We start from the raw sequence: 13,623 nt of genomic DNA on the forward strand, positions 1-13,623 counted from the left end.
ATGCCTTATTTCTAGAAAACCTTATCCAACATATTTTTGTCTTATCAAACCTGAAAAACAACTAAAAATGAAAACAATAAAAAATAACTTAGTTTTAGTATTTATGCTGTTTGCATTTATATCTATAAACTCTCAATCTTTTTTAAAGAAAAAAGAAAAGAAAGCATATAAATGTGGTTATGTTCATAAAGAGAGTTTCTTTAGTAAGCTAAAACCAATGAAACTAATATCTAAAGTTACTGGAGGTCTTATAAAAGCAAAACCAAAATCAGATTTAAAAGATGTGGCATTAGCTATTTCTTATGCATCGAGTTTAGTACCAAAAAGTCAACTTGATTTTGCAACCAAAACTCCAGGTTGGGAAACGTGTGGAGATGGAGTTTCAGTATACTTTTTAAATAAAGCTGGCATTGGTTTAACAGATACTGATGGAGATGTAAAGTTAAATGGAACCAAACTTGAAAAAGCAGGTTTGGGAACTTATTTTCAAGGTTTTTCTGCAGACAAAAGAGGAACTCAAAATGTAGAAATTACAAGTTCTACAGGAGATAAAGTTACTTTAAGTATAGAACCAGCTAAACCTTTAGAAATTATCTCTGTAAATGGTGTAGCTAAAGGAGAAGACATAATAATTGATGGAACTAAAGATGTGGTTATAGAATTAAAAGGAGGAGATGCAGATCCAGATTCTGAGTTATATGTAGAAATGATAATTAGTGCAATGAGTTTAAAGGTACAATCGCATTTATATCCATCAAAAGCTACAAACACCATAGTAATTCCTAAAGAATCTTTTAAGAATTTTGAAAACTCACCTTTACCAATTATAAAGAAAAACACCTTATCAGTTACAAGAGTTAAGAGTGAATTGATTCGAAATACAGATGCAGGTGTAATTCAAAAAACAGCAACTTTTTCAGATTTTGTTCCTTTTTTAGCAAAAGGAAGTATTGCTGGTGGTAGTTTAATCGGAAACTCTTTTAGTAAAGATAAAAATACAAATGCTTCAGAGGAATTTAAAACTGTGGAAGGAGAGTACAATGTAAAAATTGTTAAAACAAATCCTTATACACATCCTCCAGTTGCTAAAATGAAAAATATTGGTATTTCATCATTTGTTGTAAGAGGTAATTTATTTAAGAAAAAGACTACAACCACAGAAAAAACTACCTATGGTTTTCAAACAAAAACGATAACTACCACAAAAACAACCATAAAAAAATGGTTTCCAAAGTTAACAGACAATTCTTGGCAAGCATTTGTAAATAACTTGTATGATAATTTTAAAAGTAACTTAAATGAGATGGGTGTAAACGTTGTTTCTGTAAACGATGTTATCAATACAAAAGCTTATTCAGAAATGAAACCAATAGTAGATACTGTAACTGCCACATTTATAGAAAAGGGAGCTTATGGTACTAAAAGATTGATAAGAACAGGAGCTTTTGATTACATTAAAGATATAAGAACAACATTTCCTGCAGATTATACAAATGAGAAAATTATTCAAGAATTAAAACTAGATGGGTTAATTGCTGTTACAATAGACTTAGATTTTGATTTAGAAACCTCTGGTTTAAATCCTGTTGTTAAAATTATTGCTTTCTCTCCTAATGTATCTTATAGAATGGGAGGTAAATATTTTGAAATGGATTTTTCTACCAAAGCAAAATCTTTAGATGAAGCTGGTAAATATAATAGTTTAACAGGTGGACCAGAAGATGCTGTTTATAAAGTAATAAAAGGAGATGAGTTTTTTAAAGCTTTTAAATTAGCAATGGATGAATTAAAACGAGGAGAAAAAGCAAATCCTGCATATCATGCTATTTGGAAAGATAGAATGTAAAATAAGAAAAAAGGAAAAGTTATTTATAAAAAAGCATTCTATAATTAGGATGCTTTTTTTAGTTAAATACTAAATTTTTAGCTGTAGAGTTTTTTATACATTGTACCAAATTCATTGATAAAATGTTAAATTTCAATTAGGTTTTTACGATTATTAGTATATTTATATTGAAAAAGATAAAACACTTAAAATGAAAAAATATTTAATTCTATTTTTCACTCTCTTTATAAGTGCAATTTATGCCCAAACTGGACCAGGAGGAGTAGGTACAATAGATGGTTCTTCTACATTAAAAATTTGGTTAAGAGCAGATGATTTAAATGCCGATAATGATATTACTAACAATCCAACAGGAGGTTCATTAGTATCTAATTGGTCAGATTATAGTGGTAATGGTAATAACTTTACTCAATCTGGAGCAAACAGACCAACTTATTCTTCAGGCACTTATAAAGCAGTTAATTTTAATGCAAGTGCAGCTACTGCTCAGTATTTAAATGCAACAAGTACAGGAACATATAATGCAGCAAGTGCATTTTTTGTTACAACACCAATTAATGTTAGCAATTCTCATACTTTATTTGATGGTCCATCAACATCATTAAGAGCAGAACAGTGGAATAATTCACTTAGAGTCGGTTTTACAAGATATGGTGTTGCAGATTATTCATCAAGCTTATCAACACCTTTTGGTACAAGATCTATTTTATCTTTTCATAAAGCGAGTGGTTCTACAACAATGAATTTTAGAAGAAACAATGGGAGCAATAATGTTAACATAGGTACAACAACAGCAGGAATACCTTATAATACTATTGGAAAAAATAATACTTTTGCAGATGAAGCAAGTGGCGATTTTTTTGAAGTGATTCTATATAATACAAGGATAAACAATGCGCAAAGAATTATTGTTCAAAATTATTTAAGTGCTAAATATGGTAATATTTCTATACAGCAGAATTATTATAATGAAGACAATGCTGCTAATGGTAATTTTGATTATAAAGTAGCAGGAATTGGTAGAACAAATGCTTCAAACATTCATTCAGATTCTCAAGGAACTGGTATTATAAAAATTAACAATCCTTCAAGTTTAGGAGATGGAGATTTCTTGTTCTGGGGAGAAGATGTAGAAAATGCCAATTATGATTTTTCTGAATCTTTATCAGCAAATTATATTTCAAGAATTGATACTAAATGGAGAGTTAGCGAAAGAAATGATGTAGGTACAGTAACTGTAAGTATTAATGCTTCTGACATCAACTTTAATGCTACAGATGGGTGTAACCAATTACAGTTGGTAGTTGATAATAATAGTGATTTTTCATCACCAACCACTACCTATACTTTTACTTTAGGAGGTGGTGTTTACACAGCAACAGGAGTTAGTTTTACTGATAATGATTATTTTACTTTACAATATACAGATGTAATTGTTTTAGATGGGGCAACTGCTTACAATGGTTCTGGAACAGCAAATAAACCTAATACCTCAGACGACTGCTATAAATTATTAGTTAAAACAAATACAGTAACATTATCAGAAAATGGAGATGTAAGAGAAGTAGAAATAGAATCTGGAGCAATTTTAGCAGTAAATAGTGGTTTTAGGTTAAAAGTTACCAACGGAATTAATAATTCTGGAGAAATTCGTTTGGTAGGTTCATCACAATTAGTGCAAACACATTCTGGATCAAGCTTAAATACAGGTGCAGGAAATCTTTTTGTAGACCAAACTGCAAGTACATCATCAGTATATCATTCTGGTTATTGGACTTCGCCAGTATCAGATGATGGTAGTGTTTTTACTATTTCTAATGTTTTAAAAGATGGTTCAGTTCCTACTGCTGCTACACCTACTGCTGGAGAAGCAGCAAATATTAATTTTATTTCTGGCTTTGATGGAAATGCAGCTGCATCTCCCATAGAAATTAGCACAAGATGGTTGGCAAAGTTAATAAATGCTTCAGATTGGACGCGTCAAATAGGTTCTGGAGCAAGCCTTAATATTGGTGAAGGTTGGAATATGAAAAGTGTAGGAGCAACTTTTACTTTTAAGGGTAGACCTAATGATGGTAATTATTCAATTCCTATAAGTCAAGATAAATTTAGTCTGGTTGGTAACCCATATCCTTCTGCTTTAGACTCAGAAGCATTTATTACAGATAATACTTCTGCTATAAATGGTACTTTGTACTTGTATAATAGTGCAAGTGATAACACACATGTTAGAAATGCTTATACAGGAACATATTCTACAATTGTTTCTGGAGTAACTATTGGTGGAGGTAGATATTTACCTATTGGTCAAGCATTTTTTGTAACAAGAACAGCAGCTGGTTCAGGAACCATTACTTTTCAAAACTCGCAAAGAGCAATTATTCCAATAACAGACACTGCCCCAATTGTTGCAAAAAGTGCAACAAAGAAAAAAAGAGCAACTTCTAAATTTATTAAAACAGATAAAGATTTTCCTATATTACGTTTAGGTTTTGAAATAACAACAGATGATAGTTTTAACTACCATAGACAAATAGCTGTAGCATTTAGAAAAGGAAAAACTTTTGGTTTTGAAAACGGTTATGATGGAGAAATGTTTGATAAAAAACCAAGTGATTTAAGTTTGAAGGTCGAAGGAAAAGAGAATGCTTATGTTATTTCTACAATTCAAGAGTTTAATGAGAATATCAAAATTCCTGTTGTTTTAGAGTTGGATAAAAACAGAGAAGTTAGATTAAAAATAGATGCTTTAGAAAACTTTGATGATGCAACTATTTATTTAAATGATAAAATAACAGGAAATAAATACAACCTGATAAAAAACGACGCAACAATTGATTTGGTTCAAGGAGTTTATTCAGATAGATTCTTTCTATCTTTTAAATATGAGTTGTTAGAAGACAGTAATTACGATTTTGTAAAAATGTATCACTCTAAAAAAGAGAATAGTATTATTATAAGAAAATCGAATCCAATAGAAATAGGTGAACTTCGAATTTTTGATATAAATGGTAGAGAAGTTTTTAAAGAAATTAACAATAGTAAAAGTAATAAAATTGAGTTTCAGCTTCCAAGAGAATTTTCGACAGGAGTTTATATCTTAAAATTAGAATCTGATAAAGGAATCATCACAAAAAAAATAGGGATATAAAAAGAGACTGTCTGAAAAGTATTAAAATTTGTCATTTCGACTGTAATGGAGAAATCTTAATAATTCAAAATCAATTAATAGATTTTTCGACATAGCCTGTCTTGAGCGAAGACGAAAGGCTCAAAATGACAGTTAAATTAACTTTTCAGACAGTCTTTTTTAAATAATTGTTATCTCAGAAAGAGATACTAAATGCAATTACGTTGCTTATTTTGCAGCAGCATAACGTCTTTCAACTTCATTCCAGTTAATTACATTAAAAAATGCATCAATATAATCTGGTCTTCTATTTTGGTAATTTAAGTAGTATGCATGTTCCCAAACGTCTAATCCTAAAATAGGAGTTCCACCACAAGAAACGCCTGGCATTAATGGGTTGTCTTGGTTTGGAGTAGAACAAACTTCTACTTTTCCTCCTTTATGAACACATAACCATGCCCAACCTGAACCAAATTGAGTTGCAGCAGCTTTAGAGAAAGCTTCTATAAAAGCATCTTTAGAACCAAATTCAGCTTCTATAGCATCTTTTAAATCTCCAGATAAATAGCCTCTATCTTCAGGATTCATAACTGTCCAGAATAATGAATGATTGTAAAAACCACCACCATTATTTCTAACAGCGCTATTGCTCATATCTAAATTTGTAAGAATATCTTCAATAGATTTTCCTTCTAAATCTGTTCCTGCAATTGCTCCGTTTAATTTTGTTGTATATCCATTGTGATGTTTGCTATGGTGAATTTCCATAGTTCTTGCATCTATATTTGGTTCTAACGCATCATAAGCGTATCCTAATTCTGGTAATTGAAAAGCCATTTTTTATTTTTTAAAATGTTAGTATAATTTTTGTTGATGTAAATTTACTTATTATAAAACAGTTTCCCAAAATATTAAGGATTTGTTAACTTATAATAGTATAAAGAAGATTTATTCTCCGTATTTCTGCATAAACTCTTCTAACTTGTTTACCATATTTTTACTACCGCAAATAAAAGGTACTCTTTGGTGTAATTCTGTAGGTTCAACTTCCATAGTTCTTGTATAACCATCAGAAGATTTTCCATTAGCTTGTTCTGCTAAAAAAGCCATAGGATTACATTCATACAATAAACGTAATTTTCCATTCGGGTTTCTAGAGCCTTTTGGATACATATAAATACCACCTTTTATCATATTTCTATGAAAATCAGAAACTAAAGAACCAATATACCTACTTGTGTAAGGTCTTTCACCTTCTTCTTCTTGACAATATTTTATGTACTTTTTTACACCTTCAGGAAAATCGAAATAATTTCCTTCATTTACAGAGTAAATATTACCATCTTCAGGAAATTGCATATTTGGATGAGATAAGTAGAAAGAACCAATAGCAGGATTTAAAGTAAACCCATTTACACCATCACCAGTAGTGTATACTAGCATTGTAGATGTACCATAAACCACATAACCAGCAGCAACTTGTTCTACACCTTTTTGTAAAAAATCTTTTAATTGTACAGGCGTTCCTACAGGAGTAACACGTCTGTAAATAGAAAAAATAGTTCCCACAGAAACATTTACATCAATATTAGAAGAACCATCTAAAGGGTCTATTAAAACAACATATTTATTCTGATGATTTTCATCAATACTATTTATAGAAATAAAACTATCTTCTTCTTCACTAGCAATACCACAAACAATATTTCTTCGAGTTAAAGTTTGAATAAATTTATCATTGGCATACACATCTAATTTTTGTTGGTCTTCACCTTGAATATTAGTGTCTCCAAAAGCCCCAATAATATCTACTAATCCAGCTTTATTTACTTCATGATTTACCACTTTTGCAGCCAACCTTATAGAGTTTAAAAGACTCGAAAGTTCTCCAGAACTGTATTTAAAAGAATGTTGATTTTCAATAATAAATTCACCTAAAGTTTGTTTTTTACCTGTCATAATTGCCTGATGTTGTATTTTTTAACAAATATCTATTTTTTTTACTTATTTACTACCCTTTACTGTCCATTTTTATGTAATCAATTGTATAATATGTAAAATTTTTAAACAAATCGTTAATAAGTGTGTAAAATCCTCAAATATTTTTGGACACTATCAAAAAAACTATCTTTGACTAAAATTTGAGTGATATGAATTTTTCAATACGTTTAGGGCAAGAAAAAGATATGCAATCTGTATTTAATTTAATTACAGAATTGGCAATTTTTGAGAAAGAACCCAATGCAGTAGAAATTACTGTAGATGATTTGGTAAGAGATGGTTTTTCTAAGAATCCAAAATTTAAAGTCTTTGTAGCAGAACAAGAAAATACCATTATAGGTATTGCTTTATTTTACGAGCGTTTTTCTACATGGAAAGGAAGAACTATTCATTTAGAAGATTTAATTGTTACCAAAAGCAAACAAAAAATTGGTGCAGGAAAAGCATTGTATACAGCAGTTTTAAAATATGCTTACGATAATAATTACAATAGAGTCGCTTGGGAAGTAATAGATTGGAACACCAATGCAATCGATTTTTATAAAAGCACAGGAGCAACCTATTTAAATGATTGGTCTGTGGTGCAAATGAACAAAGAAAATTTAGCAAAATTTATTAAAAATAATTAAAAGTATTGTTACTTCGATTGATTTTCTAAGTTAGAAGAAAATTGTATCGAGAAGTCTTATTACAATAAATAACTATTAGAAATGAAAATTTTTAAGTTTGGAGGAGCATCTGTAAAAGATGCAGCAAGTGTGAAAAATGTAACGCATATTTTACAAAAAGAGGGTACAGAAAATACAGTAGTGGTAATTTCTGCAATGGGTAAAATAACCAATGCTTTTGAAGAGGTTATAGACGCTTATTATAATAAAACCGATAAGTTATCAGAAAAATTAGGAGTTATAGAAGATTTTCATAAAGCAATTATTAATGATTTGTTTGATAAAAACGATGAAATTTATAAAGAAATAGATATTCTTTTAGGAGAATTAAGCTGGTTTTTAGCAAGAAACACATCACAAAGATATAATTATGTCTACGATCAAATTATTTGTTTTGGAGAATTGCTATCAACAAAAATTGTAAGTGCTTATTTAACTAAAATTGGTTTAGAAAATAATTGGTTTGATGTAAGAAACTACATAAAAACAGATAGTAATTATAGAGATGCAAAAGTAGATTGGGAGCTTACACAAGCTATCATTTCAGAAAAATTAGATGCATCAAAATTAAACATTACGCAAGGTTTTATTGCAGCAAATGATACAGAAAACACAACTACTCTTGGTAGAGAAGGTTCAGATTACACTGCAGGTATTTTTGCCTATTGCTTAGATGCAGAAAGTGTAACTATTTGGAAAGATGTTCCTGGAGTTTTAAATGCAGATCCAAGAGTATTTTCTAAGACAACTTTGTTAGAACAAATTTCTTATGAAGAGGCTATTGAGATGGCTTTTTACGGTGCTTCTGTAATTCATCCAAAAACATTACAGCCTATAGAACGAAAAGAAATTCCTTTGTTAGTTCGTTCTTTTATAAATCCTACAGAAACAGGAACTAAAGTTACAAAAGGTACAAGATTAGTTCCTTATATACCTTGTTTTATTGTAAAGAAAAATCAGATTTTGGTTTCAATTTCTGCGTTAGATTTTTCTTTTATGGTAGAAAATAACATTAGTTATATCTTTCAAAAACTGCATGACTATCAATTAAAAGTAAACTTAATTCAAAATTCGGCTATTAGTTTTTCAGTTTGTATTGATAATAAGTTTAATAAGTTCGATGCTTTTTATGATGAGTTAAAAAAAGAGTTTAAAATAGATGTACAGAAAGCAGTAGATTTATATACTGTGCGTCATTTTAACGATCAGGCTGTCGCAGAAATCGAAGCAAAAGGAGAGGCTTTACTAACACAAGTAAACAAAGAAACAATTCAGCTAGTTTTGGCAACAAATTAATAATTGTATATTTCTTTTTTTAGTATTTTTGCAATTCGCGCTAACTTAATTTTATGGCATTAGTAACATCTAAAGAAATTGCACAAGTAATTGGTTTACAAAAACTTGGTTTTTTAGGAACTTTCGTTGGATGGGTTCTGTTAAGAATTTTACGCATTTCTGCAATCAATAAAATTTACGAACACAATAAAAATAAAAAAGATCTAGATTTTTTAAACGGTGTTTTAGACGATTGTGAGATTAAGTTCGAAATTCCAGAAGAAGACTTAAAAAGAATTCCAAAAGACGGTGCTTTTATAACTATTTCTAATCATCCTTTAGGAGGTATTGATGGCGTTTTATTGCTAAAATTATTGATAGAAAAAAGAGCAGATTATAAAATAATTGCTAACTTTTTACTTCACAGAATAGAACCTTTAAAACCTTATGTGATGCCTGTAAATCCTTTTGAAAACAGAAAGGATGCTAAATCGAGTGTGGCTGGAATTAAAAGTGCATTATTACATTTAAAAGAGGGGAAACCTTTGGGTATTTTTCCAGCAGGAGAAGTATCTACCTATAAAGACGGAACACTAAATGTAGACAAACCTTGGGAAGAAGGAGCAGTTAGATTGATAAAGAAAGCAAATGTACCTATAATACCTATTTACTTTCATGCTAAAAACAGTCGTCTTTTTTACTTTTTATCTAAGATTTCAGATACGTTAAGAACTGCAAAATTACCATCAGAAGTTATTTCTCAAGGAGGTAGAGTAGTTAAAGTTAGAATAGGAAAACCAATTTCTGTAAAAGATCAAAACGAGTTTAAAAAAATCCCTGAATTTTACGAGTTTATTAGAAAGAAAACATACATGTTGGCAAATCCTTTTGAGAAGGCACATAAATTAATTTCTGCTAAAAATATTAAAATAAAAAAGCCAGCAAAAAAAATTACTTCACAAAAAAATGTAGATACTTTTATTAAAGAAATTAATGCTTTAAGAGAGGCAGAAGGTAGGCTATTAGAAAGCAAAAATTATGAAGTTTTTTTTGCGAATGCAAAAGATATCCCCAATTTATTGCATGAAATTGGGAGGCTAAGAGAAATAACATTTAGAGATGTTGGAGAAGGCACAAACAAAGCCATAGATTTAGATAAATATGACAAGTACTATTACCATCTTATTTTATGGGATAGAGAAGCCAATAGTTTAGTTGGAGCTTATAGAATGGGGTTGGGTAAAGAAATCTATAAAAAATATGGAATCAATGGTTTTTACATTCAAACCTTGTTTAGAATTGAGCCAGAGTTGCATCAAATGATGGAAAATACTATAGAAATGGGTAGAGCTTTCATTATTAATGAATATCAACAAAAACCAATGCCTTTATTCTTATTGTGGAAAGGAATTGTACATGTTACTTTGCGTTATCCAGAATACAAATATTTAATGGGAGGTGTTTCTATTAGCAACCAATTTTCTGAGTTTTCAAAATCGTTAATGATTGAGTTTATGAAGTCTCATTATTACGACCCTTACATTGCACAATACATTTATCCTAAAAAAGAATACAAGGTAAAATTAAAAGACGGAGATAAAGATTTTGTTTTTGATGCAACAAAAGCAGATATGCAAAAGTTTGACAAAATTATTGACGAAATTGAACCTGGAGCACTAAGAATTCCAGTTTTAATCAAGAAATATGTGAAGCAGAATGCACGTTTGGTAGCATTTAATGTAGATCCTAAATTTAACAATGCTGTTGATGGATTAATGTATATAAAAGTAGCAGATATACCAGACAGTACTGTAAAACCTGTGATGGAAGAATTTCAAGCAGAGTTAGAAAAAAGAGCAACAGAGTTACAGCATAGTAAGTAGTTGTGCGTAATTACTGAATGACAAAAAAAAGAACTGGAAAATATTATCAAAAAAGGGGAATTACCAAAAGATGAATTAGACGAATTTTGGAGTAATTTTATTTATTTCTTTTTACTGATTTTATTCTTTATTATAACTACTTATGGAATTTATAAAAGTAGTTCAATAGGAAAATTAGAATCTTCTCAAATAATGCTGTTTTTATTTGGAATTTATATTCTTGTTTTTACTTTTTTCAGTAAAAAGAATGAGAAAATATTGAAAAAAATCAACACAAAGAAAGGAATTAGACAGAATATTAAATTCATTGAAAAATTGAATTCTAAAGAACTTATTGAGTTGACTTATAGTAGTGAAAATTATCATTCAGGTTGGTTGAAAACTATTTTTGGAAAAACACATAAAATAGTTTTTATATGTGTGGAAAATGAGATACTTTATAATTTGAGAAATGTTGGTTCACAGAGTGGAAGAATGCCTTATAACTTTGGGATTGATACAATTTATGAATTTAAAATCAAAAAGAAAATAAAAAACTACGTACTACAATAACGTGTATGCTAAATTTCTCTTATAGCTTACTTGGGTAAATCCGCGAAGATTTTCTATTCAGTAATTATTTGCTAATTTTAGTACTTATTCCACGTAACTGAAACATTCACAAAAACGTTGTGCCCAATTTCACTAATGAGAAATATTGAAGACTTAATAAAGGAAATTATTCCGCCATCAACTGGCAAAGAACGTGAATGGTTTACTAATGATAAAATCATTGCAGGACTTAATAAAAAAGAGTTTTTGGCAGTTGAAAAAAGACTAATTCAGGAGCTTGAAGAAAATGAAGACCTTATAATTGCACAAACATTAGTCGAAATGAAATCCGAAAATGCTCTGCCAGTTCTTTTAAAGCAACTTAAGGTAAAAGATTCTCATTTTGAAAAAATCAAATGGGCTGCACTAATAAATGACTTTAAAAAAGGAGATTCCGAAATGGAAAAAATAGCTTTTGAAGAATTTGAAAAATTGGAATTCATTTATTCTGTACAAGGTTGTATTTTTATGGACTTAATAAAGTTCAACAGCCAAAGAATAAATAAACGGATTGAAAAATTTGTTCACCACAAATATGACTTGGTTGCTATTCATGCTAAAAGAGTTTTGAATTATAACGGTTATGCTGATTTATATGATAAAAAGAACTCCTAAAAACTACAGCCAACAACGTCTATAATTAATTATTTGGTTCTAAACTACTTACGAAAAAATCCGCGAGGATTTTCCATTCAGTAATTATTTGGTAATTTTAGTGCTTATTCCACGCAACTGAAACATACACAAAAACGATGTTTTAATATTCTTTTAATATTTTTTTATTACCATTAGCATTTAAATCAATTTCGTATGCGTATGATTCAGTTGTCCACCCTAAATCAGTTGTGTACATTACAAAAAGTCTGTTGCCATCGATTTTAAATTCTTTCCATTCAAGTATTAATTTTTCATCAAAATTACAAGGCCAGCATAATGAAGAAGAAAAATAGTCATCTTCGTTTAGCCAGTATTTTAAATGAATTCTTTTTATTTTATTAAAAGCCTTCTTACTGTTAATCTTTTTTTCTTTATACTGTTTATTGATTTTTAGTTTTTCTTTGTGGAATTTTTTTATAAGATTTATATTTTCTAGAGTTTCTAATTCAACAGTGTGTTGTTTAGGTTCAATCATTAAAATTTCATTTCCATTTTCAAATATTTTTATTTCTAAAAGAGAATAATATATAATTGTATTTTCTTGACGCTTCGAGTCAAAACCATTTGAATTTAATTGATAACTAAAAAGAGATAACAAATTTGTATTAAATTTAGTTGAAGACTTAAACTTATTCTTTTGATATTTTTTTGGTAGAGTTTTTTTAAAAGAATCTACTTTGTCATTCAGGTTTTTGTTAATTGAAGGATTTTTGTCTGCCCATAAAAATGTCTCGTCATTAAGATTAAATGTTCCTAAAATTTGGGGTGTCACAATTACGTCATAACCATTTTCCTTAACAGTGTATTTAATTTTTCCTGCTGTTTGGTCAAACAAATATTCATTTGTAGGTTGCATATTCCAAACGATTCTTTGATACATATTTCTTAAGCTCATTTCAGAGTTTGCTTCTAGAAATTTATTTTCCAATTCGGATTGACCTTTAGAAATCAATGAAAACATGATCAATATTATTGTAAAAGTTAATCTATTCATTTGGTTTAATTAACTACAAATTTAAATATGAGGTAAATTTTAATTCAGTATGTGATGAGGTAGCTAATTTATATTTTTTAAAGTTTAGAAACAAACTTAAATATTTATTAACCTGCCAAAACTTCAGTCTTTTTCATTTGGTATAGTTTTCGCTTTTAAAAAGATATAAATTAAACTTATGAAAACATTTTTAAAAATCTTATTAACGGCTTTAGCAGTTATTGTTTTAGCTAATATTTTAAATGGAGTAGCAGTGTCTGGTTATTTGTCTGCGATAATTGTTGCAGCAGTAATTGCTATACTTAATATGATTGTAAGACCCTTATTAATCTTTTTTACACTTCCAGCAACTCTAGTTACTTTTGGCTTATTTATTTTTGTAATTAATGCAATTATTATAATGTTGGCAGATAAATTAGTAGATGGCTTTGCAGTTTCTAATTTTTGGTGGGCATTGTTATTCAGTATATTACTGTCCATTTTTAGATTAGCACTATTTTCTTTATTAAAAGAAGATAAGAAATCGTTAAAATAACTGAAATAGAAGTACTTAAACATTTGTGCAATCAATTAAAAAG

The 13,623-nt window shown here is 29.1% G+C and carries 11 protein-coding genes; 8 read left to right on the plus strand and 3 right to left on the minus strand.

The features are described from left to right. Window positions 1–67: 67 nt before the first annotated feature. Window positions 68–1,846, plus strand: a complete 1,779-nt coding sequence (locus tag ACY2RW_RS09755) for a hypothetical protein (RefSeq protein ID WP_490122539.1) — start codon at window positions 68–70, stop codon at window positions 1,844–1,846. Between the two features lie 190 nt (window positions 1,847–2,036). Continuing rightward, window positions 2,037–4,997, plus strand: coding sequence for a DUF8693 domain-containing protein (locus ACY2RW_RS09760; protein WP_490122540.1), 2,961 nt, complete (start codon window positions 2,037–2,039; stop codon window positions 4,995–4,997). A gap of 207 nt (window positions 4,998–5,204) precedes the next feature. Here ACY2RW_RS09760 and ACY2RW_RS09765 read toward each other — a convergent pair whose 3' ends face one another. Both ACY2RW_RS09765 and fbp read right to left on the minus strand, forming a co-directional pair. Continuing rightward, window positions 5,205–5,813, minus strand: a complete 609-nt coding sequence (locus ACY2RW_RS09765) for a superoxide dismutase (protein ID WP_490122541.1) — start codon at window positions 5,811–5,813, stop codon at window positions 5,205–5,207. Window positions 5,814–5,924: 111 nt separating this feature from the next. Continuing rightward, window positions 5,925–6,935, minus strand: coding sequence for a class 1 fructose-bisphosphatase (gene fbp, locus ACY2RW_RS09770; RefSeq protein ID WP_490122542.1), 1,011 nt, complete (start codon window positions 6,933–6,935; stop codon window positions 5,925–5,927). Between the two features lie 191 nt (window positions 6,936–7,126). On the opposite strand from fbp, the gene ACY2RW_RS09775 reads away from it, so the two are divergent. The 5 genes from ACY2RW_RS09775 to ACY2RW_RS09795 all read left to right on the plus strand — a co-directional run bounded on the left by ACY2RW_RS09775 (window position 7,127) and on the right by ACY2RW_RS09795 (window position 12,009). Next, window positions 7,127–7,606 (plus strand): GNAT family N-acetyltransferase, encoded by a 480-nt coding sequence (locus ACY2RW_RS09775; RefSeq protein WP_490122543.1) that lies wholly within the window; start codon window positions 7,127–7,129, stop codon window positions 7,604–7,606. Between the two features lie 81 nt (window positions 7,607–7,687). Further along, window positions 7,688–8,941, plus strand: coding sequence for an aspartate kinase (locus ACY2RW_RS09780; protein WP_490122544.1), 1,254 nt, complete (start codon window positions 7,688–7,690; stop codon window positions 8,939–8,941). 53 nt (window positions 8,942–8,994) lie between these two features. Then, a complete protein-coding gene (locus ACY2RW_RS09785) occupies window positions 8,995–10,803 on the plus strand; it encodes a GNAT family N-acyltransferase (RefSeq protein WP_490122545.1) in 1,809 nt (602 codons plus the stop codon). 258 nt (window positions 10,804–11,061) lie between these two features. Then, window positions 11,062–11,355: a hypothetical protein gene (locus ACY2RW_RS09790; RefSeq protein ID WP_490122546.1), complete on the plus strand. Its 294-nt coding sequence runs from the start codon at window positions 11,062–11,064 to the stop codon at window positions 11,353–11,355. A 135-nt stretch (window positions 11,356–11,490) separates the two neighbouring features. After that, window positions 11,491–12,009 (plus strand): hypothetical protein, encoded by a 519-nt coding sequence (locus tag ACY2RW_RS09795; protein WP_490122547.1) that lies wholly within the window; start codon window positions 11,491–11,493, stop codon window positions 12,007–12,009. Window positions 12,010–12,151: 142 nt separating this feature from the next. Here ACY2RW_RS09795 and ACY2RW_RS09800 read toward each other — a convergent pair whose 3' ends face one another. Further along, complete coding sequence (locus ACY2RW_RS09800) at window positions 12,152–13,045, minus strand: DUF6882 domain-containing protein (RefSeq protein WP_490122548.1); 894 nt, start codon at window positions 13,043–13,045, stop codon at window positions 12,152–12,154. 178 nt (window positions 13,046–13,223) lie between these two features. Between ACY2RW_RS09800 and ACY2RW_RS09805 the strand changes: the two genes are divergently transcribed. Next, window positions 13,224–13,580 (plus strand): phage holin family protein, encoded by a 357-nt coding sequence (locus ACY2RW_RS09805; RefSeq protein WP_490122549.1) that lies wholly within the window; start codon window positions 13,224–13,226, stop codon window positions 13,578–13,580. The last annotated feature ends 43 nt before the right edge of the window (window positions 13,581–13,623 follow it).

It is taken from the genome of Polaribacter sp. 2305UL8-11 (genome assembly GCF_058147165.1).

Bases quoted from the DNA above. Each gene is read 5' to 3' on its own strand.
- ACY2RW_RS09755 (WP_490122539.1), top strand. From the start codon at position 68: ATGAAAACAATAAAAAATAACTTAGTTTTAGTATTTATGCTGTTTGCA.
- ACY2RW_RS09760 (WP_490122540.1), top strand. From the start codon at position 2,037: ATGAAAAAATATTTAATTCTATTTTTCACTCTCTTTATAAGTGCAATT.
- ACY2RW_RS09765 (WP_490122541.1), bottom strand. From the start codon at position 5,813: ATGGCTTTTCAATTACCAGAATTAGGATACGCTTATGATGCGTTAGAA.
- fbp (WP_490122542.1), bottom strand. From the start codon at position 6,935: ATGACAGGTAAAAAACAAACTTTAGGTGAATTTATTATTGAAAATCAA.
- ACY2RW_RS09775 (WP_490122543.1), top strand. From the start codon at position 7,127: ATGAATTTTTCAATACGTTTAGGGCAAGAAAAAGATATGCAATCTGTA.
- ACY2RW_RS09780 (WP_490122544.1), top strand. From the start codon at position 7,688: ATGAAAATTTTTAAGTTTGGAGGAGCATCTGTAAAAGATGCAGCAAGT.
- ACY2RW_RS09785 (WP_490122545.1), top strand. From the start codon at position 8,995: ATGGCATTAGTAACATCTAAAGAAATTGCACAAGTAATTGGTTTACAA.
- ACY2RW_RS09795 (WP_490122547.1), top strand. From the start codon at position 11,491: ATGAGAAATATTGAAGACTTAATAAAGGAAATTATTCCGCCATCAACT.
- ACY2RW_RS09800 (WP_490122548.1), bottom strand. From the start codon at position 13,045: ATGAATAGATTAACTTTTACAATAATATTGATCATGTTTTCATTGATT.
- ACY2RW_RS09805 (WP_490122549.1), top strand. From the start codon at position 13,224: ATGAAAACATTTTTAAAAATCTTATTAACGGCTTTAGCAGTTATTGTT.